This is a genomic window from Bosea sp. NBC_00550, assembly GCF_026020075.1.
Taxonomy (GTDB): Bacteria; Pseudomonadota; Alphaproteobacteria; order Rhizobiales; family Beijerinckiaceae; genus Allobosea.
The window spans coordinates 4,647,720-4,673,511 of sequence record NZ_CP102772.1; the positions used below are offsets into that span (position 1 = coordinate 4,647,720).

General features: G+C 66.1%; 23 protein-coding genes. 10 read left to right on the forward strand and 13 right to left on the reverse strand.

Annotation, left to right across the window (positions count from 1 at the left end; genetic code table 11):
- Positions 1–14: 14 nt before the first annotated feature.
- Both NWE53_RS22150 and NWE53_RS22155 read right to left on the reverse strand, forming a co-directional pair.
- Positions 15–3,176, reverse strand: a complete 3,162-nt coding sequence (locus tag NWE53_RS22150) for an efflux RND transporter permease subunit (protein ID WP_265051505.1) — start codon at positions 3,174–3,176, stop codon at positions 15–17.
- 4 nt (positions 3,177–3,180) lie between these two features.
- Positions 3,181–4,341 carry an efflux RND transporter periplasmic adaptor subunit gene (locus NWE53_RS22155; protein WP_265051506.1) on the reverse strand — a complete coding sequence of 387 codons (1,161 nt, stop codon included), beginning with the start codon at positions 4,339–4,341 and terminating at the stop codon, positions 3,181–3,183.
- A 511-nt stretch (positions 4,342–4,852) separates the two neighbouring features.
- Here NWE53_RS22155 and aspT point away from each other — a divergent pair.
- Positions 4,853–6,541, forward strand: a complete 1,689-nt coding sequence (gene aspT, locus NWE53_RS22160; protein WP_265051507.1) for an aspartate-alanine antiporter — start codon at positions 4,853–4,855, stop codon at positions 6,539–6,541.
- A gap of 20 nt (positions 6,542–6,561) precedes the next feature.
- Entirely contained in the window at positions 6,562–8,382 is a 1,821-nt protein-coding gene (locus NWE53_RS22165; RefSeq protein WP_320109527.1) for a bifunctional aspartate transaminase/aspartate 4-decarboxylase, read from the forward strand.
- A gap of 81 nt (positions 8,383–8,463) precedes the next feature.
- Here the strand turns inward: NWE53_RS22165 and NWE53_RS22170 are convergent, their stop codons facing one another.
- From NWE53_RS22170 to NWE53_RS22215, 10 genes are all read right to left on the reverse strand, one after another.
- Positions 8,464–8,868, reverse strand: a complete 405-nt coding sequence (locus NWE53_RS22170) for a DUF1801 domain-containing protein (protein WP_265051508.1) — start codon at positions 8,866–8,868, stop codon at positions 8,464–8,466.
- Positions 8,869–8,911: 43 nt separating this feature from the next.
- Positions 8,912–9,364, reverse strand: a complete 453-nt coding sequence (locus NWE53_RS22175) for a DUF1801 domain-containing protein (protein WP_265051509.1) — start codon at positions 9,362–9,364, stop codon at positions 8,912–8,914.
- A gap of 57 nt (positions 9,365–9,421) precedes the next feature.
- Positions 9,422–9,832, reverse strand: coding sequence for an SRPBCC family protein (locus tag NWE53_RS22180; RefSeq protein ID WP_265051510.1), 411 nt, complete (start codon positions 9,830–9,832; stop codon positions 9,422–9,424).
- Positions 9,829–10,155: an ArsR/SmtB family transcription factor gene (locus NWE53_RS22185; protein ID WP_265051511.1), complete on the reverse strand. Its 327-nt coding sequence runs from the start codon at positions 10,153–10,155 to the stop codon at positions 9,829–9,831. Before NWE53_RS22185 ends, NWE53_RS22180 begins: the two co-directional genes overlap by 4 nt.
- Positions 10,156–10,251: 96 nt before the next feature.
- Entirely contained in the window at positions 10,252–10,593 is a 342-nt protein-coding gene (locus NWE53_RS22190) for a cupin domain-containing protein (protein WP_265051512.1), read from the reverse strand.
- A gap of 12 nt (positions 10,594–10,605) precedes the next feature.
- The gene (gene kduD, locus NWE53_RS22195; RefSeq protein WP_265051513.1) at positions 10,606–11,376 is read right to left on the reverse strand and encodes a 2-dehydro-3-deoxy-D-gluconate 5-dehydrogenase KduD; all 771 of its coding nucleotides are present in this window, start codon (positions 11,374–11,376) and stop codon (positions 10,606–10,608) included.
- Positions 11,376–12,212, reverse strand: coding sequence for a 5-dehydro-4-deoxy-D-glucuronate isomerase (gene kduI, locus NWE53_RS22200; protein ID WP_265051514.1), 837 nt, complete (start codon positions 12,210–12,212; stop codon positions 11,376–11,378). Before kduI ends, kduD begins: the two co-directional genes overlap by 1 nt.
- Before the next feature lie 10 nt (positions 12,213–12,222).
- A complete protein-coding gene (locus NWE53_RS22205) occupies positions 12,223–13,503 on the reverse strand; it encodes a TRAP transporter large permease (RefSeq protein ID WP_265051515.1) in 1,281 nt (426 codons plus the stop codon).
- Between the two features lie 4 nt (positions 13,504–13,507).
- Positions 13,508–14,041, reverse strand: a complete 534-nt coding sequence (locus NWE53_RS22210; RefSeq protein WP_265051516.1) for a TRAP transporter small permease — start codon at positions 14,039–14,041, stop codon at positions 13,508–13,510.
- A gap of 70 nt (positions 14,042–14,111) precedes the next feature.
- The gene (locus NWE53_RS22215; RefSeq protein ID WP_265051517.1) at positions 14,112–15,098 is read right to left on the reverse strand and encodes a TRAP transporter substrate-binding protein; all 987 of its coding nucleotides are present in this window, start codon (positions 15,096–15,098) and stop codon (positions 14,112–14,114) included.
- A 157-nt stretch (positions 15,099–15,255) separates the two neighbouring features.
- Between NWE53_RS22215 and NWE53_RS22220 the strand changes: the two genes are divergently transcribed.
- From NWE53_RS22220 to NWE53_RS22255, 8 genes are all read left to right on the forward strand, one after another.
- Positions 15,256–15,945 (forward strand): GntR family transcriptional regulator, encoded by a 690-nt coding sequence (locus tag NWE53_RS22220; RefSeq protein ID WP_265051518.1) that lies wholly within the window; start codon positions 15,256–15,258, stop codon positions 15,943–15,945.
- Between the two features lie 209 nt (positions 15,946–16,154).
- Positions 16,155–17,159, forward strand: coding sequence for an HlyD family secretion protein (locus NWE53_RS22225; protein WP_265051519.1), 1,005 nt, complete (start codon positions 16,155–16,157; stop codon positions 17,157–17,159).
- Positions 17,156–19,888: a ribosome-associated ATPase/putative transporter RbbA gene (gene rbbA, locus NWE53_RS22230; protein WP_265051520.1), complete on the forward strand. Its 2,733-nt coding sequence runs from the start codon at positions 17,156–17,158 to the stop codon at positions 19,886–19,888. The genes NWE53_RS22225 and rbbA overlap by 4 nt, the downstream gene beginning before the upstream one ends.
- A gap of 1 nt (position 19,889) precedes the next feature.
- Positions 19,890–21,023, forward strand: a complete 1,134-nt coding sequence (locus NWE53_RS22235) for an ABC transporter permease (protein WP_265051521.1) — start codon at positions 19,890–19,892, stop codon at positions 21,021–21,023.
- A 100-nt stretch (positions 21,024–21,123) separates the two neighbouring features.
- Positions 21,124–22,245 (forward strand): alpha/beta fold hydrolase, encoded by a 1,122-nt coding sequence (locus tag NWE53_RS22240; protein WP_265051522.1) that lies wholly within the window; start codon positions 21,124–21,126, stop codon positions 22,243–22,245.
- Between the two features lie 5 nt (positions 22,246–22,250).
- A complete protein-coding gene (locus tag NWE53_RS22245; RefSeq protein WP_265051523.1) occupies positions 22,251–23,198 on the forward strand; it encodes a bifunctional enoyl-CoA hydratase/phosphate acetyltransferase in 948 nt (315 codons plus the stop codon).
- A complete protein-coding gene (locus NWE53_RS22250) occupies positions 23,195–24,301 on the forward strand; it encodes an acetate/propionate family kinase (RefSeq protein ID WP_265051524.1) in 1,107 nt (368 codons plus the stop codon). Before NWE53_RS22245 ends, NWE53_RS22250 begins: the two co-directional genes overlap by 4 nt.
- A 17-nt stretch (positions 24,302–24,318) precedes the next feature.
- Positions 24,319–24,834, forward strand: a complete 516-nt coding sequence (locus NWE53_RS22255) for a protein-tyrosine phosphatase family protein (protein WP_265051525.1) — start codon at positions 24,319–24,321, stop codon at positions 24,832–24,834.
- A gap of 167 nt (positions 24,835–25,001) precedes the next feature.
- On the opposite strand, the gene NWE53_RS22260 is transcribed toward NWE53_RS22255, so the two are convergent.
- On the reverse strand, positions 25,002–25,787 hold the full coding sequence (locus NWE53_RS22260) for an ABC transporter ATP-binding protein (RefSeq protein ID WP_265051526.1): 786 nt from the start codon (positions 25,785–25,787) through the stop codon (positions 25,002–25,004).
- Positions 25,788–25,792 lie beyond the last annotated feature (5 nt).

Below are 25,792 nucleotides of genomic sequence, written 5' to 3' on the forward strand. Positions count from 1 at the left end.
ATCCGGCGACACCGTCAAACCGTGCCCTTTTCCACCGCGGGCGCCGCGAGTTCTTCCTTCGGCCGGGTCGATGGCCGCAAGCGCTCGCGTAGCGACTGGAAGACCACGTAGAGCGCCGGGATCACGAAGATGCCGATAAAGGCCGCTGCGAGCATGCCGCCGAAGACCGGTGTCGCAACATTGCGCCTGGCGAGTTTCGCCGGCCCCTCGGCGATGACGAGCGGCAGCAGGCCGAGGATGAAGGCGAAGGAGGTCATCATCACCGGGCGGAAGCGCAGGCGCGCGCCCTCGGTCGCCGCGTGCAGCAGCGGATGTCCCTTCTCGCGCAGCTCCTTGGCGAACTCGACGATCAGGATGCCGTTCTTGGCGGCCAGGCCGATCAGCACGACGATGCCGATCTGGGCGTAAAGATCGAGCGTCAGCCTCCCGATCACGATCGCGACGAAGGCTCCAAGCACGCCGACGGCGACAGAGAGCAGCACCGGGACCGGGATCGTCCAGCTCTCGTAGAGCGCGACGAGGAAGAGGTAGGCGAAGAGCAGCGCGAAGGCGAGGATGATCGAGGTCTGCCCCTCCGCCCGCTTCTCCTGGAACGAGACGTCGGTCCAGGCACCGCGATAGTTCGGCGGCAGCGTCTTGGCGGAGACCGCTTCCATGGCCGCCAGCGCCTGGCCGGACGAAACACCGGGTGCGGGCGAGCCCTGCAAGGTCACGGCAAGGCGGTTGTTGTAGCGGATCAGGGCCTGCGGCCCGACTACTACCTTGGCCTCGACGAAGCTGCGCAGCGGGATCATGTCGCCGGCGCGGCTGCGGACATTGATGCGGTAGATGTCGTCGAGCGAGGCGCGATCGGCGCCATCGGCCTGCACCTGCACCTGCCAGGTCCGGCCGAACAGGTTCATGTCGTTGACGTAGTAGCCGCCGAGCGAGGCCTGCAGCGCCTGGAATACGTTGGTCAGCTCGACGCCGAGGATCTGGACCTTGTCCCGATCGATGTCGAGATAGATCGACGGGGCCGAATCCGAGAAGGTCGAGAATACCCGCCGCAGCTGCGGGTCCTGATTGGCGGCGATGGTGAGGCCGCGCAGCGCCCGGCCGAGCGCCTTGGGATCGGACGTTCCCATATCCATCAGCACATAGCTGAAGCCGCCGCCGCTGCCGAGGCCGATGATCGGCGGCGGGCCGAGCGGCACGACATTGGCGTCGCGCACCGCCCGCAGCTTCTGCGAGAGGCGGGCGATGACAGCCTGGGCGGAATCGTCGCGGCTCGTCCGTTCCTCGAACGGCTTGAGGGAGACCATGACGAAGGCGGCGTTGGGCTGGGAGTAATTGTCGAGGAAGTTCAGCCCGATGACAGTGGAGTAGTCGGCGATCGCGCTCTCGCTTTTGAGGATGCCCTCGACCTGCGCCATGGCCACCGACGTCCGCCCGATGGAAGCGCCGTCGGGCAACTGGGCGACGACGAAGAAGGCGCCCTGGTCGTCGTCGGGCAGGAAGCCTGTCGGCGTGATCCGGCCCATCGCATAGATGCCGGCGCCGAACGCCGCGGTCAGCGCCAGGCTGACGAACGCGACCCGCACGAGGCGCGCGACGGCGTTGCCGTAGCGGTCCCGCGTCCAGTCGATGCCGCTCATGATACGGGCGATCGGCCCGCGCCGCGGCCCGTGCTGTGGCTTCAACAGAATGGCGCAAAGCGCCGGCGAAAGGGTGAGCGCGTTGATGGCGGACAGCACCATCGCGACCGCCACGGTGACTGCGAACTGCCGGAACAGCTCGCCCGAAATGCCCGGTATGAAGGCGACGGGAACGAAGACCGAGAGCAGCACCAGCGTGATGGCGATGATCGGCGCCACGATCTCGCCCATGGCTTTCTTCGTCGCCTCGGCCGGGGTGAGCTCCGGATGTTCCTCCATCACGCGCTCGACGTTCTCGATCACCACGATTGCGTCGTCGACGACGATGCCGATCGCGAGCACCACCGCGAGCAACGACACCGTATTGGCGGAATAGCCGATGGCGTTGAGGACGATGAAGGCGCCGATCAGGCTGACCGGCACGGCGACGGTCGGGATCAGCGTCGCCCGGATGTTGCCGAGGAACAGGTAGACGACGAGCACGACGAGGACGAAGGCCTCGAGCAGCGTCTTCTGCACCTCGTGGATCGTCGCCGTGACGAAGGCGGTCGGGTCGTAGGTGACCTTCCAGGCCAGTCCCTCGGGGAAGGATTTCGAGAGGTCGCCCACCGTCTTCTTGACGGCGTCGAGCGCGGCGATCGCATTAGCGCCGGGCGATTGGTAGACGCCGATCAGGACGGCCGGGCCGCCGTTCAGCCTTGTGTCGCGGTCGAGATTGGCGGCGCCGAGCTCGAGGCGCGCAACGTCGGACAGCCGCAGGATCGAGCCGTCCGCATTGGTGCGCAGCACGATCTTGCCGAACTCCTCGGGCGTGCTGAGCCGGCCCTTGGTCTGGATGTTCAGCTGCAACTGCTGGTCATCCGATATCGGACGTGCGCCGATGCGTCCGACGGCCGCCTGCGCGTTCTGGGACTGGATGGCGCTGATGATGTCGCCGGTCGTCAGGTTGAGGCCGGTCAGGTTGTCGGTGCGGATCCAGGCCCGCATCGAATAATCCTGGGCGCCGAACAGCGCCGCGTCGCCGACGCCCGCCGTCGAACGGATCGAGTCGAGCAGGTTGATGGTGACGTAGTTCGAGACGAACAGCGTGTCGTAGGTGTTCTTCGGCGCATAGACCGCGATGACGCCGAGCAGCGCCGAGGACTTCTTCTTCACCGTCACGCCGTTGCGCTGCACCTCCTGCGGCAGCTTCGACAAGGCGATCTGCACGCGGTTGTTGACGTTGACGCTGTTGATGTCGGGGTTCGTGCCCAGCTCGAACGAGACGAGCAGCGAATAGCTGCCGTCATTGCCGCTGACGCTCTTCATGTAGAGCATCTTGTCGGTGCCGACGATCTGGGCTTCGAGCGGCTGGGCCACCGTCTGCTCGATCACAGCCGCCGACGCGCCGGGATAGGAGGTCGTCACCGAAACCTGCGGCGGCACGATGTCCGGATACTGCGCCACGGGAATCGCAAAGAGCGAGAGCAGGCCGGCGATCGTGGTGACGAGCGCGATGACGATGGCCAGGCGCGGCCTGTCGACGAAGACGGAGGTGAACATCGGCTCAGCTCCGGCCGGCCGGCGGGGGCACGGGCGAGGCGAGGACTGGCGTTCCCGCCCTGAGATTCTGCAGCCCCTCGACCACGATCTGCTCGTTGCCGGCCAGACCCTGTTCGACGACGATATAGGCACCGGCCTCGGCGCCGATCTTGACGCGCTTCACCACGGCCTTGCCGTCCTCGACCGCGAAGACATAGGCGCCCTGCTGATCGGCGATCAGCGCCGATTGCGGAACCAGCACCTTCTCCTCGCTCTGATCGGCCTGGACGGTGACGCGCACGAGCGTGCCGTCGATGAGCTTTCCCTCGGGATTGGCAATCTCGGCGCGCACCAGGACCGTGTCGGTGGCGCGGTCGACCGAGACATCGACGAAATCGACGCGCCCCTTCTGGTCGTAGCTCGATCCGTCCGCGAACCTGATGGTGACGAACGGGGCGCGTGTCTCGGCCGTGACGGCATTCGTCTTCAAGCCGAGGAATTCACGCTGGCTGACCGGAAAGGTCACATACATCGGATCGCCGCTGACGATCTGCACCAGCACGCCGCTATCGGGGCCGACGACGTTGCCCCTGGTCAGCTTCGTCCGGCCGATCCGACCGGAAATCGGCGCCGTGATTTCGGTGTAGCCGAGGTTGATCTGCGCCGTTTTCAGATTGGCTTCCGCAATGGTCTGGTTGCCTTGCGCACTCTTCTCCTCGGCGACGCGCTGGTCGCGGACGGCGACCGAGCCGGCGCTGGTGCGCAGGAGCTCCTCGGCGCGCTGGCGCTGCACGATGGCGTTCTGCAAGGTTCCCTGCGCCCCTTCCAGCGCGCCCTGCGCCTGCTCGACAGCCGCCTCGAACGGCGCGCGCTCGATGCGGAAGAGCGGCGTTCCCTCCTTGACGATGGCGCCGTCCTTGAACAGGACTTCGTCCAGATAGCCGGTCACGCGGGCGCGGATGTCGACGCGATTGACGGCCTCGACGCGGCCGACGAAATCGGCGGTCCGTTCGATGGCACGCTTCTCGGCTGCGACCGTGCCGACCTGGACCGCCGCCGGGGCGGCCTGCTGGGCCGATGCAGGGGCTATGGGGGCGATCGCGAGCCCGCCGGCCAAGGCAATTACTGTGAGGTAGGCAAGTCGGGTACGGGATTTTTCGTTCGACTGCTGCGAAAACTCAGGCATCCGCTTCCCCTTGCCGCCTCGTATCGCGCCGGCTTCTCCTGGGGCGGCCAGCGCGAGGCGATACTGAGTGTTTTTCTCCCGCGGCGCTACAACATTGTTGAATACTTCTGACACGTCCGCTTCTTGCCTGCTATTCGCGTTTCCCATGAGTTTTTCGAAGCGTGTGAGGGCAAATCTGTCGAGGCGGTGGTACATACGGCGACGCCCGAGGCTGCTTTCCGTACCGTCCTGAACATATGTGTGACGAGCGTATCTTATGTATATTCTAAATATAGATCAAAATTCAGGTTTCGCTGGTTGGCTTCAGGGATGGATATTGTTACGATTTATTTTCAATTTTTCGAATTAAAATTTATATCCAGTTCAACTTCAGATTGATGGCCGCACCGCGGAAAACGCTCCCGATGTTGAACCTTGAGTTGCATAAGAATTCCAGTTTAGAGTTCGGCATTCTTCTTTCGGCTCATCCATTTTCCAACGTGCCAGATTTCCGAGATTCAGGAGTAGGTCCGTGGCGGCGCTATCGTCGATTTTTCATCAATCCCCTGAAATAGCTCTCTTTCTGTCATTGGCCGCCGGCTATTGGATCGGGAAGTTCCAGTTCGGGAAATTCCAGCTCGGCGGCGTTGCAGGCTCCCTGCTGGCCGCCGTGCTGATCAGCCAGGTCGGCGTCACCATAGACAACGGCATCAAGTCGGTGCTGTTCGCGCTGTTCATCTACGCGGTCGGCTTCGAGAGCGGGCCGCAATTCTTCCGGTCGCTCGGGCGGCAGTCGATCCGTGAGATCGTCATGGCGGCGGTGCTGGCGCTCAGCGGCCTCGCCACCGTCGTCATCCTTGCCAGGATGTTCGGGCTCGACAAGGGCCTCGCGGCCGGCATCGCGGCCGGCGGGCTCACCCAATCGGCGATCATCGGCACGGCGAGCGCCGCCATCGGCAAGCTCGGGCTCGCGGCAGACGAGGTCCAGCGCCTGCAGGGCAATGTCGCCGTCGGCTATGCGGTGACCTATATCTTCGGCTCCTTCGGCGCGATCATCGTCTGCGTCAACATCCTGCCCTGGCTGATGGGCCGCAGCATCCGCGACGACGCCATGAAGGCGGAGGCCGAGATGCTCGCCGGCATTCGCGTCTATGGCGCGGGGGAGCATCCGGCCGCGCCGGATCTTGTGGGGCGCCTCTTCAAGGTGGAGGGCGTGGCCGGCCGCACGGTCGCCGAGGTCGAGGCGCTCGCGGGCGGCTCCTCCATCGTCATCGAGCGGCTCAAGCGCGCCGGCTCGGTCATCGGTGTGGAGCCGGATCTCACGCTGATGGCCGGCGACACCGTCCTCCTCGTCGGCCGTCGCGCCGGCGTCGTCGGCGTGGCCGGCCAGATCGGCCCCGAGCTCCAGTCTTCCGAAGGCATGGACCTGGTCGTACTCAACCAGGACGTGGCCATCGCCAACCGCGACTTCATCGGCAAGACCGTGCAGCAGATCAGCGAGGCGACCGCCGGAAGCCTGCGCCACGGCATCTATGTCACCGGGCTGCAGCGGGCGGGAAAGCCGCTGCCGCTGAAGCCGGACACGGTCATCGAAGTCGGCGATGTCGCGACGCTTTATGGAACGGCCGAGGACGTCCAGCGTGTGGCGAAGGTCGTCGGCACCGTCCTCGTCGCCAGCGACAAGACCGATTTCGTCTTCCACGGCGTCGGCCTCGTCGTCGGCCTGCTGATCGGCCTGCTGGTCTTGCGCATCGGCGATGTCCCGCTGACGCTCGGCAGCGGCGGCGGCGCGCTGCTCTCCGGTCTGGCCTTCGGCTGGTATCGCAGCCGCAACCTCGCCATCGGCAACATGCCCACGGCAGCCTCGACCCTGCTGCGCGATCTCGGCCTCGCCGGCTTCGTCGCGGTGGTCGGGCTTCAGTCCGGGCATCAGGCCGTCACCACCATCGCGCAGAGCGGCCTGTCGATCTTCCTGATCGGCGTGGTCGTGACGATCCTGCCGATGATCATCACCATGCTCGTCGGGCGCTATATCCTGCACTACGACAACACCGCGATCTTTGCCGGCGCACTGTCTGGATCGCGCAGTGCCAACCCCGCCTTCGGCGAGGTTCTGGACAAGGCCGGGAACTCCATTCCCACCACCCCCTTCGCCATCACCTACGCGTTGGCGAACGTTTTCCTGACCCTGCTTGGCCCGCTCGTCGTGGCCTTCGCCTGATCTGATCGAGGAGACGTATGATGGCGACCGACTACAGCAAATACTCCAAGCTCAGCCCGTTCGAACTGAAGGATGAACTGATCAAGCTCGCGTCGAGCCGCGAGAACCGCCTGATGCTGAATGCCGGGCGCGGCAATCCGAACTTCCTCGCGACGCTGCCGCGCCGGGCGTTCTTCCGGCTCGGCCTCTTCGCGACGGCTGAAGCCGAACTGTCCTATTCCTATATGCCCAACGGCATCGGCGGCCTGCCGCAGATCGAGGGCATCGAGGGGCGGTTCGAGCGTTTCATCGCCGATAATCGCGAGCACCCCGGCGTCGTCTTCCTCGGGCGCGCCCTGAGCTATGTGCGCGACCAGCTCGGGCTCTCCGCCTCGGCCTTCCTGCACGAGATGGTCGAGGGCATTCTCGGCAGCAATTATCCGGTCCCGCCGCGCATGCTCGTGGTGAGCGAGGAGATCGTCAGGCACTACATCGTCAAGGAGATGATCGGCGGCTTCATCCCGGCAAGCAGCATCGATCTCTTCGCCGTCGAAGGCGGCACCGCCGCGATGACCTACATCTTCAACACGCTGAAGCAGAACGGGCTGGTCAAGCGCGGCGACAAGGTCGCGATCGGCATGCCGGTCTTCACGCCCTATATCGAGATCCCCGAGCTGGACGAATACGGTCTGGTCGAGGTCGCGATCGACGCCGATCCCGAAAAGGGCTGGCAGTACCCCGATTCCGAGCTCGAAAAGCTCAAGGATCCGGCGGTCAAGATCTTCTTCTGCATCAACCCCAGCAACCCGCCATCGGTGAAGATGGACGATCGCAGCCTGGAGAAGGTCGCGGCCATCGTGCGCGACCATCGCCCCGACCTCTTCATCCTCACGGACGACGTCTACGGCACATTCGCGGATGATTTCAGGTCGCTCTTCGCGACCTGCCCGAAGAATACGATGCTGGTCTACTCCTTCTCGAAATATTTCGGCGCGACGGGCTGGCGCCTCGGCGTCGTCGCGACGCATCGCGATTCCGTTTTCGACAAGGCGCTGGACGACCTGCCGAAGAGCACCAAGACCGCGCTGGACAGGCGTTACGGCTCGCTCCTGCCGGATGTCAGCCAGCTGCGCTTCATCGACCGTCTGGTCGCGGACAGCCGCACCGTCGCGCTCAACCACACCGCCGGCCTCTCGACGCAGCAGCAGGTGCAGATGGTGCTGTTCTCGCTCTTCGCCCTGATGGACGAGAACGACGGCTACAAGGCAGAGCTGAAGAAGCTGATCCGTCGCCGCGAGGCGGCGCTGTATCGCGAGCTAGGCGTAGCCCAGGAGCAGGATCCGAACTCGGTCGAACTACACGCTGCTCGATCTCGAGACGATCTCGCGCAGCCTTTACGGGCCGGACTTCGCAGCCTGGGTCAAGGAGAACGTCAATCCCGACGAGCTGCTGTTCAGGATCGCCGACGACACCGGCATCGTGCTTCTGCCCGGCCGCGGCTTCGGCACGCGCCAGCCGGCGGGGCGCGCCTCCCTCGCCAATCTCAACGAGTATCAATACGCCAATATCGGCAAGGCGCTGCGCGAGATGGCGGAGGAGTACCACCGCGCCTTCCAGAAGGGCGGCTCGCCAGCGGCCAAGAAGCGCGGCGGAAAGCCCGGACGCAAGAAGTCGAAGGGCTGAGGCCACTATCGGCCGGTGCCAGGGCGCCGGCCGTTCTCCGCCAATCGCTCACGGGCGTTTGGAGACTCCGTCGAGTGCCTCCGTCAACGATGGCCCGGCCGGCCTGGAGCATGTCGCGTTTTCGTGGAAACGCGGGTCATCCCGGACGGAGCGAGCGCAGATCCGGGATCCATGCCTGAGGGATTCGTCGGACAAGCTCCAGCATGGAGCCCGGGTCAAGCCCGGGACGACGGCGTGGTTCCTGACAAAATCAGCACGCTCTAGCGTGAGCGGCCGGAGGGGGCCGCGTTCAACGCAATGGCCGCCCGGATCAGGCTCGTCAAAGCCGTTTCGTCGATCTTGTCGCCCTCGTGGAAATCGATGGCGCGCCGGACATTGCCGTCGAGGCTGGAGTTGAACAGGCCGGAGGGATCTTCAAGGGCCGCGCCCTTGGCGAAGGTCATCTTCACGGCGTTCTTGTAGGTCTCGCCGGTGCAGATCATGCCGTCACGGTACCAGACCGGAACGCCCCGCCATTTCCACTCCTCGACGACATCTGGGACGGCCTGCTTGATCAGCTCACGCAGCCGCGCGAGCATCTCGCCGCGCCAGTCGCCGAGTTCCTTGATCCGCGCGTCGATCAGTTCGGACGGCGATGTCTCGCCCTGGGTTGCGCTCTTGGCCATGGGTTGTCCTCCAGCTTCGGTGTGCTGCTGCGGAGCAGGGTGCCTAGATCACCCAGCCGGGCCGTTTCGCGGCCTGTTCGACCCAGCGCGCCATCAGCGCCGTGTCGGTCAGGCCATGCTCGTCGATGTGGACGTAGCGGGTATTCTTGTCCTTCGACGCGACGGGCGGCAGCGGGTCGAGTCTGGCGCCGTTGAAGAAGGCGATTTTGACGTAACGCGTGAAGCAGTGGACCCCGAGGAACCAGCCGTGCTCGCTGGTTCCGTAAAGCGGCGAATTCCATTTAACCGCCTTGCGCAGGTCGGGGACGGTGCGCTCGATCAGCGCATCGAGCTCCTTTCCCACCGCGTTCTTCCATTCCGGCATCGCCGCGATATAGGCCTGCACGGCTGCATCGCCCTCGGCCTTGGCGATCTGCGGGTTGCCGCCGGAGAGCAGGACGGGCTTGGCGGGGTCGGCCGCATCGGCCTCGATCGATGGTCTTGTCTTCCTCGCCAAGCCGCTCTCCTCCGGCAAACCGATCTCCAAACGACGCGCCCGAACGGCGTGCGTTCCTCAGCCGATCCGCGCCAGCACATCCTCCAGCGCTGCGAAGAAGCGTGGCCAGCCGCCCTGCGCGCCCTGGAAATAGCGCGGCTGGTCGGCCCGGAAGCCCGCCTGCTCCATGCGCAGCGACGTGCCGGACCCGGCTGGCGTCAGCGTCCAGGTCACCACCGTCTTCAGCCTGTGGTCGCCCCATGTGTAGGACAGGGCCCTGGCCGGCTCGACCTCCAGGACCTCGCACTGGACGGAGCCCCATTCGGCGCTGAGATCGAAGCGATGGCCGACGATCGGCTGGAAGTCGTTCTTCATCAGCCATTCCGCGATCAGATGCGGCTGGGTCAGCGCGCGCCAGATCTTCTCGGGAGCGTGCGGAAGCTGCCGCTCGACGACGACGGAAAGAACCTCGTCCGATGTTTCACTCATTGATCCATTCTCCTCAGCAGGTCCTCGAGATCGTCGAAGCGGTTCTCCCAGAAGCCGCTCATCTGGCCGGTCCAGTCGACCAGCGGCGCCAGCGCGCCGGGCTGCGCGCTGTAATGCGTCTGGCGGCCGTCCTGGCGGTCGCGGACCAGCCCGGCCTGCTTCAGCAGACCGAGGTGCTTCGACACGGCCGGTTGCGAAACGCCGGCGCGGGCGGTCAGGGCGCCAACCGTCTGCTCGCCGTCCCGGCACAGGCGCTCGAACAGCGCCCGCCGCGTCGGGTCGGCAAGGGTCCGGAAAAGCAGATCGTGATCGGTCGATGTCAAAATGCATAACCCGTCAGTTATCGATCAAACCAATAACTGACGGGTTATGCGTGAGTCAATCCGGGCTGGGCTGTATCTTGCGGCGGCTCCCGGCTGTCAGGAAACGAAGTCCTGCCGCATCGGCGTGAAGACGTCGACAAGCGTCCCGGCCTCCACATTGACGGCGCCGTGGATGGCATCGGGCGGCACGGTGAAGCTGTCACCGGCGACCAGGCGCTCGGTGTGCCCGGAGATGGTGATGTCGAAGACGCCGCTCTCGACCAGCGAGCACTGGATATGCGGGTGGCTGTGCGCCGGGCCGATGGCGCCGGCCTCGAAGCGCACCCGCACCATCATGACGTCGTCGCGATAGGTCAGGATTTTCCGCGTCACGCCTTCGCCTGCCGGCTCCCAGGTGAGATCGGCATCATGGGCGAAGGGCTCGTTCTTGCGGTCCATGTCAGATCTCCCTCAGCGTGCGAGCCAGCCGCCATCGACGGGCAGGACGACGCCGTGGATGTAGGCTGCTGCGTCGGAGGCGAGGAACACGGCAGCGCCGCCGATCTCCTGCGGCTGGCCCCAATGCCCGGCCGGGATGCGCGCGAGGATGGCGTCGTTGCGCGCGGGGTCGGCACGCAGGGCCTGCGTGTTGTTGGTCGCGAAATACCCCGGCGCGATGGCGTTGACGTTGATGCCCTTCGCGGCCCATTCGCAGGCGAGCAGCCTTGTCAGCCCAGCGAGTCCGCTCTTCGACGCCGTGTAGGACGGGATGCGGATGCCGCCCTGGAAGGAGAGCAGCGAGGCGATGTTGATCACTTTGCCGCCCTTGCCGTCGGCGAGCATGCGCTTCGCCACGCCTTGCGTCAGGAAGAAGGTCGACTTCAGGTTGACGTCCATCACCGCGTCCCAATCGGCCTCGGTGAAGTCGATCGCGTCGGCGCGGCGGATGATGCCGGCATTGTTGACGAGGATGTCGAGGCGCGAGCCGTCGGCCTGCGCCGCGGCCTCGGCCTCCTCTACGATCCGCGCGATCGGCTCCAGCGTGGCGAGGTCGGCCGCGATCTCATGGAGGGGCCGGCCGGTCTCGGCGACCAGCGCCTTCGTCTCGCTCATGCTCGAACGGCCGACCGCGACGATGCCGGCCCCCGCCTGAGCGAGCGCCACCGCGATCGCCTGACCGAGCCCGGTATTGGCCCCGGTGACGATCGCGGTCCGGCCGCTCAGATCGAAGGCAGAGCGCATCAGCGCAGATCCCCGGTCGCGACCATGTCCATGTCGGTGTAATCGACATTGTCGCCGCCCATGCCCCAGATGAAGGAATAGGCCTTCGTCCCGACGCCGGAATGGATCGACCAGCCGGGCGAGAGGATCGCCTGCTCGTTGGCGACCACGAGGTGGCGGGTCTCCTGCGGCTCGCCCATCAGATGGAAGACGCGGGCATCCTCGGGGACGTCGAAATAGAGATAGGCCTCCATGCGCCGGTCGTGGACATGCGAAGGCATGGTGTTCCAGATGCTGCCCTCTTCCAGCGTGGTCAGGCCCATCACGAGCTGGCAGGTGTCGCAAACGCCGGGGATGATGTACTGGCGGATGATGCGCTTGTTGGCGGTCGCCTGCTCGCCGAGCGCGAGGGTCTTGGCGTCGGATTCCCGAATGACCTTGGTCGGATGCACGGCATGAGCCGGCGTCGAGAGCAGGTAGAACTTCGCGGGATTGCCGGCATCGTCGCTTGAAAACGAGACCTCGCCGGCCTCCTTGCCGACATAGAGCGCGTCGCGCTTCGCCAGTGCGTAGGCCTTGCCGCCGACCGAGACCGTGCCGGCGCCGCCGACATTGACGATGCCGAGCTCGCGCCGCCGGAGGAAGGCATCGGTGCCGACCGCCTTCGGCGTCGGCAGCACGACCGGCTTGCCCACCGGCATGGCCCCGCCGACGATGACGCGGTCGAGATGGCTGTAGGTCAGCTTGACCTCGCCGGCGACGAACAATGTCTCGATCAGAAAATGGCGGCGCAGCTCAGCCGTGTCGAAGCCCTTCACCGCCTCGGGGTGCGAAACCTGGCGAATTTCGATGGTCATGGTCGATCCTTCAGTGGAACAGGCGCGGCAGCCAGAGCGACAGGCCGGGCACATAGGTGACGAGCAGGAGCACGGCGACGCTGGCGCCGTAGAACGGCCAGATCGTCCGCATCGACTCCCCGATGGAAATGCGGCCGATGGCGCAGGCGACGAACTGCACCGAACCGACCGGCGGCGTGTTGAGGCCGATGCCGGCATTGAGGATCAGGATCACGCCGAAGTGGACGGGATCGACGCCGAACGCCTTCACCACCGGCAGGAAGATCGGCGTGCAGATGATGATCATCGGCGCCATGTCCATGAAGGTGCCGAGCACCAGCAGGATCAGGTTGATCATCAGCAGGATGACGATGGGATTGTCGGAGACCGCCTTCATCGCGGCGATGGTCGCCTGCGGCACCTGCAGGAAGGCCATCAGCCAGCCGAAGGCGCCGGCCGTCCCGATGACCAGCAGCACCATCGCGGTGGTGCGGACGGCGCCGAGCGTCGCCTCGACGAAGGCCGTCCATGTCAGCTGACGATAGACGAAGACGGTCACGAGGATGGCGTAGACCACGGCGACGCAGGACGATTCCGTCGCAGTGAAGACGCCGGAACGGACGCCGCCGAAGATGATGCCGATCAGCAGGATGCCGGGCAGCGCCAGCACGACATAGCGTCCGACGGCGGCAAAGCCCGGAAAGGCCTCGCGCGGATAGCCGCGCTTCACCGCAACCGCCCAGGCGGCGACCATCAGCGCGCCGCAGAGCATGAGACCCGGCACGACGCCTGCCGTGAACAGGTCCGCGATCGAGATGTTGCCGCCCGCCGAAAGCGAATAGATGATCATGTTGTGCGAGGGCGGGATCAGCAGCGCGATGATCGCCGCGTTCGCGGTGACGTTGACGGCGTAGTCGGCGTCATAGCCGCGCTTCTTCATCTGCGGGATCATCAGCCCGCCGACGGCCGAGGCGTCGGCGACGGCCGAGCCGGAGATGCCGCCGAAGAGCGTGCAGGTCACCACGTTCACCTGGCCGAGCCCGCCGCGCAGATGTCCGACGAGGCTCGCCGCCATCTGGATCAGCCGCTCGGCGATGCCGCCGCGGATCATCAGGTCGCCCGCATAGATGAAGAACGGGATCGCCATCATCGCGAAGGCGTTCATGCCGGAGTTCATCTGCTGGAAGACCACGACCGGCGGCAGGCCCATATAGGCCACGGTCGCGACGGAGGCGATGCCGAGGCAGAAGGCGACGGGCACACCGATCAGCAGGAGCAGCGAGAAGAGGCCGAAGAGAACCCAGAGTTCCATGTGATCAGGCCTCCTGGCTCTCGCCGAAATGGACGAAACCGAGCGGCGCCTGCTGCTCGCCGGTGATGAAGAGAAGGATCTTTTCGAGCGCGAACAGGGCTATCAGCGCGCCGCCCGCCGCGATCGGGACATAGTCCCAGCCGCGCGAGATGCCGATGATCGGCATGCGGTCGCTCCAGGTGCCGGCCGCGAGCTGCCAGCCATAGCCGAGCATGGCGAGCCCGAAGGCGCAGACCAGGCCCTCGCCAAGCACGGTCAGCACGGCGCGTAAGCGCGGCGGCGACATCACGAGCCCGACCTCGAAGCCGAGATGGTCGCTTTCGCGCACCCCGACAGCGGCGCCGAGCAGGATGAACCAGGACATCAGGAAGAGTGATCCGGCTTCGACCCAGATCGGCGTGTCGTTCAGCACATAGCGGCCGAAGACGCCCCAGGCGACCATGATGGTCATCAGGACGAGGCCGGCCCCTGCGGTGATCAGCGCATAAAGGCTGAGCTTGGCATCGAGGCGTGTCAGGAAGGCCGTGAAAGCGCGCATGAGATTGGCCCGGGCTGGCGGGTTGCCGAAAGCGGAGCGGCCGTTGCCGGCCGCCCCGCATCGCAGAGGCTCAGTTCACCGCCTGGATGGCGGCGACCATTTCCTTCAGCTTCGGATCGGTGACGAACTTGTCGTAGACCGGCTTCATCGCGTCGATGAAGGGCTTCTTCTCGACGGTATTGATCTGTGCGCCGCCGGCCTTGACCTTGGCCTCGGACGCCTTCTCGCGCGCATCCCAGAGCTCGCGCATCTTGAGGACCGATTCCTTGGCCGCAGCCTTGATGATCGCCTGGTCGGCCGCGTTGAACTTGTCGAAGCTTTTCTTCGACATCACCAGCGCTTCCGGCGACAGCGAGTGCTCGGTCACGGAGTAGAACTTCGAGACCTCGAAATGGCGGGTCGATTCATAGGACGGCCAGTTGTTCTCGGCACCGTCGATCACGCCGGTCTGCAGCGCGGAATAGACCTCGCCGAAGGGCATCGGCGTCGCGTTGGCGCCCAGCGCCGAGACCAGCGCGACGAACATGTCGGACTGCTGGACGCGGATCTTCATGCCCTTCATGTCGGCAGGGCTGTTGATGGGGCGCTTGGAATTATAGAACGAGCGCGAGCCGGAATCGTAGAGCGCGAGGCCGATGAGGTCGTGCTTCTCGAATTCCTTCAGCAGATTGTCGCCGATCGGCCCGTCCATCGCCTTCCGCATATGATCGACCGAGCGGAAGATGAAGGGCAGGGAGGGGATGTTGGTCGCCGGGATCAGGTTGTTGAACGGCGCCATGTTGATGCGGTTGATGTCGACGACGCCGAACCGGGTCTGGTCGATGGTGTCCTTCTCCTGGCCGAGTTGTCCGGAGTGGAAGACGTTGATCTTGATCCGGCCCTGTGTGCGCTCTTCGAGCAGCTTGCCGAGGTAGCGGACCGCCTCGACGGTCGGATAGTCGGTCGGATGGATGTCTGCGGAACGAAGCGTCACGCTCTGGGCGAGCGCGGATGAAGCTGCCGCTGCCGAAAAGGCCAGCGCGGCGGTATAGGCAAGGAATCTGCGGCGTGCGGTCATGGTGCGTTCTCCCGTGGTTTCGAGCGCCCTGCCGTTTCCCGGCTTGTTCGCTGGCGCCTCGAACGTAAACTTGCTGCCCGCCCCTGCTTGGTTGCGGCAGTGATTGTATGGTAGTATGTTGTTGTATGGTACGCAACAGGCCCTGGAGGTTTTTGACTTGAGCCTTTCGTTGGCGTCACCCGCCGCTCTCCAGGGCGCTTCGGCGGCCGGACGTGTCGAAGCCGAACTGCGTCGGGCGATCATCGCGCTCGAATTGCCGCCCGGCACGCGGTTGTCGGAGCAGGAGATCGCGCTGAAATACGGCGTGTCGCGCCAGCCGGTGCGCGAGGCGCTGATCGCGCTCGCCAAGACGCGGCTCGTCGATATCCAGCCGCAGCGCGGCACCGTCGTGGTCAAGTTCTCGGTGCGCAAGATGATGGAATCGCGCTTCGTGCGCGAGGCGGTGGAGGTCGCGATCGTCCGGCAGGCCTGCCAGTCCTTCGCCGCACAGAGCCGGCAGCGCATCGCCGATTTCCTGGAGATGCAGGACAAGGCCGCCGCGCGCGACGACCATGCCGCCTTCCAGCGCTATGACGAACTCTTCCATGTCGAGCTGACGGAAGGCGTCGGCATGCCGCTCGCCTGGGAGGCGATCCGGGACATCAAGGCGCATATGGACCGGGTCTGCCAGCTGACCCTGCCGGGGCCCGAGGCGATGCTGCCGCTGATCCAGCAGCATCGGCGCATCATGGCGGCGATCGACGCGGGCGATGCCGCCGAGGCCGAGGCCGCCATGCGCCACCATCTCACCGAGATCCTGCGCGCCCTGCCAAAGACCGAAGCGGCGCATCCCGACCTGTTCGAGTAGCGCGCCGCGCATTGCGAGCCGCCCCGCCAGCGGGCAGAGGCGACCGAACCCCCTCGGGAAACGATGGGCGCGAGATCGCGGCGTTGTGCCGCGTTCCCGAGCGCGAACGAAAAGGGCGTCATGCGAGCGCGGCTCTCGCCGGCTGCGGCTTGCGTGCTATGAAAACCGCAGAGCTGAACGTTCCAGGCCTGTCCCGTTGGAGACGCTCCATGCGCGTATACCGAGTAGCCGTCGCCGCTGCCCTCGCCACGTTCCTGTTGTCGCCGCCTCCCGTACAGGCGCAGTCGCGGTTGAAGGCGCTGATCGAAAGGCTGCGCGGCGACGCGATGCCGGAAGGGATCGTCAAGACCAACGGCCGCATCGAGGCGACGCAGATCGACGTCTCCTCGAAATATGCCGGCCGCCTGGCGGAGGTCTCGGTCAAGGAGGGCGACGAGGTCACCGCCGGCCAGGTGGTCGCCCGCATCTCCTCGCCGGAATACGAGGCGCAGCTGCGGGCCGCGCAGGCACAGGTCCTTCGCGCCCGCCAGGCGCTCGCCGAGGCCGAGGCGCTGATCGCCCAGCGCAAAAGCGATCAGATCCTCGCCCGCACCGATGCCGAACGCGGCAAGGAGCTGGTCGCGAAGGGCTATCTCAGCAAGCAGACCGACGATCAGCGCTCTGCCAAGGCCGATGCCGCCGACGCCGCGCTGAGGGCAGCACAGGCGCAGCGCGATCAGGCACAGTTCGCGATCCATGCCTCCGAGGCCGATGCCGAGCAGATCAAGGCGATCCTGGTCGATCTCGTGCTGGTCGCGCCGCGCAGCGGGCGCGTCCAGTACCAGCTCGCCCGGACCGGCGAGGTGGTCTCGGCCGGCACCCGTGTCATCACCATCCTCGACCTCTCGGACGTCTACATGACGATCTACCTGCCGGCTTCGCAGGCGGGGCAGCTCGCGCTGGGCGACGAGGCGCGCATCATCCTCGATCCCGTGCCGCAATACGTCATCCCGGCGACGGTCAGCTTCGTCGCGGCCGATGCGCAGTTCACGCCAAAGGCCGTCGAGACCGCCGAGGAGCGCGAGAAGCTGGTCTTCCGCGCCAAGCTTCAGGTCGATCCCGCGCTGCTCGCCAAATACCACCGGCAGGTGAAGACGGGCGTGCGCGGCCTCGGCTTCGTGCGTACCTCTCCCTCCGCGAAATGGCCCGACTCCCTGGTCGTGAAGCTGCCATGACGCAGGCCGGTCCTGCCGCCAGCCTCGTCGGCGTCACGCACCGTTACGGCAAGGTGACCGCCCTCGACGCGATGACGCTCGACATCCCGTCCGGCCGCATGATCGGGGTTATCGGGCCCGATGGCGTCGGCAAGTCGACCCTGCTCGCGCTCGTCGCCGGGGTGCGCACGATCCAGCAGGGCAGCGTCCATGCGCTGGGCGGCGATCTCGGCGTCAAGGCGCAGCGCGAGGCGCGGCGTGGACGCATCGCCTATATGCCGCAGGGGCTGGGGCGCAATCTCTACCCGACGCTGTCGGTCTTCGAGAACATCGACTTCCATGCGCGGCTGTTCGGACAGGATGCCGCCGAGCGCCGCAGCCGCATCGACGAACTGCTCAAGGCCACCGGGCTCGACCCCTTCGAGAACCGGCCGGCAGCCAAGCTTTCCGGCGGCATGAAGCAAAAGCTCTCGCTCTGCTGCGCGCTGATCCACGATCCCGACCTGCTCGTGCTCGACGAGCCGACGACGGGCGTCGATCCGCTCTCGCGCGGCCAGTTCTGGGACCTGATCGACACGATCCGCGGCCGTCGGCCGGGCATGAGCGTCATCGTCGCCACCGCCTACATGGAGGAAGCCGAGCGCTTCGACTGGCTCGTCGCCATGGATGACGGCAAGGCGATCGCCACCGGTACGCCGGCCGAACTGCGCGAAAAGGCCGGGCAAACGACGCTGGAGGGCGCTTTCGTCGCGCTGCTCCCGGAAGCCAAGCGCGCGCAGCATCGGGAGGTCGTGATGCGGCCGCGGGTCGTGAGTGACGACGCCACGCCCGCGATCGAAGCCGAGGGTCTGACCCGCCGCTTCGGCGATTTCGTCGCCGTCGACCATGTCAGCTTCCGCATCGGCCGCGGCGAGATCTTCGGGTTCCTCGGTTCCAACGGCTGCGGCAAGTCGACGACGATGAAGATGCTGACCGGCCTGCTGCCGGCGAGCGAAGGCACGGCCAAGCTCTTCGGCCAGCCGCTCGCCGCCGACGACATGGAGACGCGCCGCCATGTCGGCTACATGTCGCAGGCTTTCTCGCTCTACAGCGAGCTGACGGTCCGCCAGAATCTGCTGCTCCATGCGGAGCTCTACCATCTGCCGCCGGCCGATATCCCCGGCCGGATCGCCGAGCTCCTGACTCGCTTCGACCTCGAGACCGTTGCCGACGAACGGCCCGACAGCCTGCCGCTCGGCATCCGCCAGCGCCTGCAGCTCGCCGTCGCCGTCCTGCACCGGCCGGCCATGCTGATCCTCGACGAGCCGACCTCGGGCGTCGACCCGATCGCGCGTGACGCCTTCTGGCGCACGCTGATCGACCTCTCGCGCGACGACGGCGTCACCATCTTCCTCTCGACCCATTTCATGAACGAGGCGGAGCGTTGCGACCGCATCTCCTTCATGCATGCCGGCAAGGTGCTGGCAGTCGGCACGCCGCAGGAGCTGGTGCGGCAACGCGGCGTGGACACGCTGGAAGAGGCCTTCATCGCCTATCTCAAGGAGGCCGCCGGCATCGAGGATGCGCCTGCGGAAGCGGCTGCGGTCCCAGCCGCCGCGGCCCGGCCGGCGCCGCCGGCGCGCCGCTTCGATCCGCGCCGGCTCTGGGCCTGCACAAGGCGCGAGACCATGGAGCTGCTGCGCGATCCGATCCGGCTGAGCTTCGCTTTCCTCGGGCCGCTGCTGCTGATGCTGGCCTTCGGCTTCGGCATCTCCTTCGATGTCGAGAACCTGAAATTCGCCGCCTATGACCAGGACAGCTCGATGGAGAGCCGGCAACTGGTCGAGGCCTTCTCGAGTTCGCGCTATTTCGACGAACAGGCGCCGATCCGATCCGCCGTCGAACTGGACCAGCGCCTGCGGAGCGGCGAGCTCCAGTTCGCGATCGAGATCCCGCCTTCCTTCGGTCGCGACCTGATGAGCGGACGGGTGCCCGAACTATCCGTCTGGCTCGATGGCGCTATGCCGTTCCGGGCGGAGACGACGCGCGGCTATGTCACCGGGCTGGCGACGCAGTACGCGCAGAACTTCGTGGCTTCCCAGGCCGCGTCGAGCCATGCGCCGACGCCCGTCACGATCGAGACCCGCTTCCGCTACAACCAGGACTTCAAGAGCGCCAACGCGATGGTGCCGAGCGTGATCATGCTGATGCTGATCCTCATCCCGGCGATCATGTCGGCGATCGGCGTCGTCCGCGAGAAGGAGACCGGCTCCATCGCCAATTTCCGCTCGACGCCGATCAGCCGCTTCGAATTCCTGTTCGGCAAGCAGTTGCCCTATATCGCCGTCGCGATGGTCAGCTTCGTCATGCTGGTCCTGATCGCGCTGACCGTCTTCGCGGTTCCGATCAAGGGGCCGGCCTGGGTGCTGGTGCTGGCGACCCTGCTCTATGTCTCCGCCACGACCGGCTTCGGCCAGCTCATTTCCAGCTTCACGCGCACGCAGGTCTCGGCCGTCTTCGCCACCGCGATCCTGTCGATCATCCCGGCGGTCAATTTCTCCGGCTTGATGGTGCCGGTCGCCTCGCTCTCGGGTGGCGGCCGGATCATCGGCATGAGCCTGCCGCCGGCCTGGTACCAGCCGGTCAGCGTCGGCGTCTTCACCAAGGGGTTGGGGGCGGCCGAGCTCTGGCCCAATCTGCTGGTGCTCGGCGGCTTCTTCCTGCTCTTCCTCGTCGTCGCCCAGTTGGCGCTGCGCAAGCAGGAGAACTGAGATGGCGGCGCTCGTCATCCACCTCCAGAACATCCTGCGCCTCATGGTCAAGGAGCTGCGCAGCCTGCGGGCCGACCCGATCATGCTGGTGCTGGTGGCCTACACCTTCAGCATTGCCGTCTACACCGTGGCGACCGGCGTGAAGCTGGAGGCGCGCGATCTGACCATCGGTGTCGTCGACGAGGACCAGTCCGAGTTCTCGCGCTCGCTGCTCGGCGCCTTCGGTCCACCGCTGTTCAAGGTCTCGAAGCGCATCGCCGCCACCGAGATCGACGCCGAGATGAATTCCGGCCGCCTCGTCTTCGTGCTCGAGATACCGCCCAAGTTCCAGGCGGACCTGCTGGCCGGGCGGCAGGCGGTGCTGCAGCTCAACATCGACGCCACTGCGATGACCCAGGCCGGCAACGGCGCGGTCTATATCCAGCAGATCATCGCCCAGGAGATTTCGAACCGGCAGGCCGGGCGCGAGACGACGACCGCGCTGCCGATCAATCTGGTGGTGCGGGCGCGCTTCAACCCCAATCTCGACTCCGGCTGGTTCAGCTCGGTCATGCAGGTGCTCAACAACGTCACCCTGCTGACCATCATCCTGACCGGCGCGGCGCTGATCCGCGAGCGCGAGCAGGGCACGGTCGAGCATCTCCTGGTGATGCCGGTCACGCCGGTCGAGATCATGCTCGCCAAGATGGTGGCGAATGCACTGGTCATCCTGGTCGCGGCGGTGGCCTCGCTCCTCCTCATCGTCGAATGGGCGCTGGGCGTGCCGATCGCCGGCTCGCTCCTGCTCTTCGTGTTCGGCACGGCGATCTATGCCTTTTCCGTCGCAGCGCTCGGCATCCTGCTCGGCACGCTGGCGACGACGATGGGGCAGTTCGGCCTGCTCGCGATCCCGGTCTTCGTGGTCACGCAGCTTCTGTCCGGCGCGACGACGCCGATGGAGAGCATGCCGCTCTGGCTACAGTGGATCATGCGGATCTTCAGCCCGACGCCGCATTTCGTCGCCTTCTCGCAAGGCGTGCTCTATCGCGGCGCGGGCCTCGACATCGTCTGGCCGGAAATCGTCAAGATCGTCGCCATCGGCGCGGCCTACTTCGCTTTCGCGCTCACGCGGTTCCGCAAGGTGATCTTCTCCTGAGGGCCGCTCCATCGTCCGGTGCTGGCCCGTCCGCACCGGTTGTCATCGCCCTGTCGGCTTCCTAGTGTCCGAGCTGACGGGAGGAGATCTGGATCCGCTTATGACCGCCCGCAAGAAGACGACGCCTGCCGCGCAACTCGCCGCAGACCGCCCCGCCGAACTCAGCCTGCCCTGGTTCTGGCCCGTCGATGCCGCCTTGCGCCTGACCGAGCGCAATCTCGATTTCCTCTCCGAGGCGGTGAAGATCACCCGCCCGCCGCCGCCGGACTGGGCCACGCCCAACACGGTGCGCCTCGACCTTCAGACGATGCGATTGCGCGAATTCGGCAAGCCTCGTGCAGACGGCGTTCCCGTGCTGATCGACGCGCCCTATGCCGGGCACGGCGCGACCATCGCCGACTACGACAAGGGCCAGAGCCTCGTCGAGACGATGCTTTCGAACGGCATCGACCACGCCCTCGTCACCGACTGGAAGCCTGCGACGCAGGAGATGCGCTATTTCAGCATCGACACCTATCTCGCCGAATTGAATGCCGCGATCGACGATCTTGGCGGTGTCGTGCATCTGGTAGGCCTCTGCCAGGGCGGCTGGCTGAGCGCGATGCTGGCGGCCCGCTTTCCGGGCAAGGTCAGGTCGCTGGTGCTGGCGGGCTCTCCGATCGATGCCGATGCGGGCGATGGACCGATCAAGCAGATGGCGCAGACCATGCCGCTGAAGAGTTATCGCGACATGGTGCGGCTCGGGCGCGGGCTGATGCCGGGCCGTTTCATGCTCGCCGGCTGGAAGAACATGCATCCGGAGGAGCACTACGTCGACAAGTTCATCCGGCTCTACCAGAATCTCGCCGACAGGAACTATCTCGACCGGACCGAGACCTTCGCGGCCTGGTACGAGAACCCGCTCGATCTGCCTGGCGTCTACTATCTCCAGGCCATCGAGCAGATCTTCAAGGAAAACCGCTTCGCCAAGGGTGAGTTCGTCGGGCTCGGCCGGCGCCTGAGCCTGAAGGATGTGACCTGCCCGGTCTATCTCCTCGCTGGCGCGGCGGACGACATCACCACCAGCGAGCAGGTCTTCGCGGCGGAGGATCTCGTCGGCACGCCGAGAAAGAAGGTCGAGAAGAAGCTGGTGCCCGGCGGCCATATCGGCCTGTTCATGGGCCGCAAGACGCTGGGCGAAACCTGGCCGGGGATCGCCCGCTGGATCGCGGAACAGGATTAGATGCCATGACGACGCTGTCCGCTTCCGAATATCTCCAGCTCGCGCTCGGCCGCTGCCAGGATCTCCCGGCGGTGCGCACGGGCGTGGTCCATCCCGTCAAGGCCAATGTGATCGAAGCGGTGGCCGATGCGGCCGGCGAGGCGTTGATCGAACCGGTCCTGATCGGCCCGGCCGCCCGCATCCACGCTGCCGCGCGGGAGGCCGGCATCGACATCTCGCCCTGGGAGCTCGTCGACACCGAGCATAGTCACGAGGCCGCGGCGAAGGCCGTCGCATTGGCGGCGGGCGGCGAGCTCGGCGCGCTGATGAAAGGCTCGCTGCATACCGACGAGCTTCTGGGTGCCGTCGTACGGGCCGATTCCGGGTTGCGGACCGAGCGGCGCATTTCCCATGCCTTCGTGATGCATATCGAGAGCTATCCCAAGCCCTTCATCATCACCGATGCGGCGGTCAACATCTCGCCGGATCTCGCTACCAAGGCCGACATCGTCCAGAACGCCGTCAATCTCTGGCATGTCGCTCTGGGCAGCCTCGACGATCTGCCGAAAGTCGCCGTCCTCGCGGCGGTCGAGACCGTCAACCCGCATATGCCGGCGACGCTCGACGCCGCCGCGCTCTCGAAGATGGCCGAGCGCGGCCAGATCACCGATGCCGTCGTCGACGGGCCGCTCGCTTTCGACAACGCGATCAGCGCCGCGGCGGCGAAGGAAAAGGGCATCGTCTCCGTCGTTGCCGGCCATGCCGACATCCTGCTCGTGCCTGAGATCGAGGCCGGCAACATGCTGGCCAAGCAGCTCACCTTCCTGAGCGGCGCCGATGCCGCCGGGATCGTGCTCGGCGCGCGCGTGCCGATCATCCTCACCAGCCGGGCCGACAATCTGCGTGCGCGGCTGCTCTCCTGCGTTCTGGCCGTGCTCCTGGCCGATGCGCGCCGCACGGGGCGGATCAAGTGATCGATACGATCCTCGTCCTCAACGCCGGGTCTTCCAGCCTCAAATTCCAGGTCTTCCGCAGCGACGACCTCGGCGTGCTCGCCCGCGGCAAGGCGGTGCGCCTCGGCGAAGCCGAGCCCGCGATGGATGCAAGCCTTGCCGACGGCAGGCGCGAGCGCATCGCGCTGCCGCAGGCCTGCGACCACGACACGGCGCTCTCCGCCGTCCTCGCCTTCGTCGATCGCCATGACGATGGCTGGCGGATGCAGGCCGTCGCGCATCGCATCGTCCATGGTGGCGAGACCTATGCCGATCCCGTCGTGGTGACGCCGGCCGTCTTCGCTGCGCTGGAAGCGCTCTCGCCGCTGGCGCCGCTGCATCAGCCGCACAATCTCGCTGCCGTTGCCGCGGCGCAGCGCCTGATGGGCGACGTGCCCAACATCGCCTGTTTCGACACCGCCTTCCATGCCGGGCACGATCCGCTCACCCATAATTTCGCGCTCGAACAGGGGCTGCGCGACAAGGGCATCCGCCGCTACGGCTTCCACGGCCTGTCCTATCAATGGCTGGAGATGGTGCTGGCCGAGCAGCATCCCGATCTCCACGCCGGGCGCGTTGTCGCCGCCCATCTCGGCAATGGCGCGAGCCTTTGCGCCATCCGGGGCGGCCGCAGCATCGACACGACCATGGGGATGACCGCGCTCGACGGCTTGCCCATGGGCACCCGAAGTGGCGCGCTCGATGCCGGCGCCGTGCTCTACATGTTCCAGAGCCTTGGGATGAGTGCGGAGGAGGTCTCGAACACCCTCTACGAGCAGTCGGGCCTGCTCGGTCTTTCCGGCTTGAGCAACGATGTCGAGACGCTGCTCGCGAGCGACGATCCGCAGGCGCGTTTCGCGCTCGACTATTTCGCGCTGAAGGTCGCGCAGTTCGGCGCCGCGATGGCCGCTGCCATGGCTGGCATCGACGGCTTCGTCTTCACCGGCGGCATCGGCGAGCATGCCGCGCCGGTCCGGGACGCCATCCTCGAGCGCCTTGCTTTCCTCGGGAATTTCAAGGTTCTCGTTATTCCCGCCAATGAGGAGCGTGTCATGGCCGTTCAGGCGAATGCGCTCATCGCCTGAGGGTCGGAGGAAGCGGAATGAGCAATGCCGGTTCGGGCTTCATGCGACGCGTCGATCTGCCCGCCGAAATCGCCGGCAAGCTCTGGCTCGGACCGATGCCGGGCCGTTTGCGGTCGCTGGCGGACGATCTGGCAGATCTGCAGCGGCAGGGGATCGCCCGCGTGATCTGCCTGACGCCATCGGACGAAATCCGGCTGAAGTCGCCGGACTATGCCGCACGGCAGGGCGATCTCGGCATCCCCGTCACAAGCTTTCCGATCGGCGATTTCGGCGTTCCCGAGGATGGCGGCGGCTTGAAGACCCTCGCGCAAGAGGCTGCACGCGACCTGAAGGCGGGGACGGCGCTGTTCGTCCACTGCGCCGCCGGCATCGGGCGGACGGGCATGGTCGCGACCTGCATCTTGGTCGCGCTCGGCCTGAGCGGGGATGCGGCGATCAGCGCGATCGCCGCCGCCGGCTCGGGCCCCGAGACGGATATCCAGAAGCGCCTGGTCGCCCGCTACGCTGAAGAGGCGCTGAATTCCGGCCGCTGAACCTGGCGCTTATTGCTCGAAATACATGTCATCCCGGACGGAGCGAAGCGCAGATCTGGGATCCATGCCTGAACCTTGATCGGTAGCGCGCTGGCATGGATCCCGGGTCAAGCCCGGGATAGCGGCGTGGTTCCGAGCTGGATAAGCACGCTCCTGCACACCCCCAGTCACGCTCCCGGCTGGTCCCGATCGAGGTCGACCAGGTATTCGATATGCCGGCGCCCGGCATGGTCGGGCTTGATCGCCACGGCCACGCCGAACACGGTCCGGATGGTCTCTTCCGTCAGCACGGTTTCCGGCGTTCCCGCCGCCAGCAACCGGCCATGATGCAAGAGCGCGATCTCGTCGCAGAACAGAGCGGCGAGGTTGAGGTCGTGCAGCGCGACGATGCAGGTGATGCCGAGCCGCCGGATCAGCGTCAGGATCGAGAGCTGATGCTGGATGTCGAGATGGTTGGTCGGCTCGTCGAGGATCAGCTCGCTCGGCTCCTGCGCCAGCGCCCGCGCGATATGGACGCGCTGGCGCTCCCCGCCCGAGAGCGTGTGCCAGGGCTGGTCATGCCGGTCTTCGAGGCCCACCCGCACCAGCGCTTCGCTGACGGCGGCCTCGTCGGCTGCGCTCCACGAGGCGAGCGCGGCGCGATGCGGCGTGCGGCCAAGGCGGACGACCTCGCAGACGGAGAGCTGGATCTCGGTCGTCGCCTGCTGTTCGACGAAGGCGAGCCGCTGTGCCAGTTCGCGTCGCGGCACCCTCGCGATGTCGCGCTCGTCGAGCGTCACCACGCCGCTCGCCACCTTGCGCAATCGGCAGAGCAGCCTGAGCAGGCTCGACTTGCCGGAGCCGTTGGGGCCGATCAGGCCGAGGATGCGCCCCGGCGCCGCCGCGAGCGTCACACCGTCGACGATCATCCTTCCGGCCGCGCTCCAGCGCACGTCCTGCGTCGCGAGCGTCATGCCGG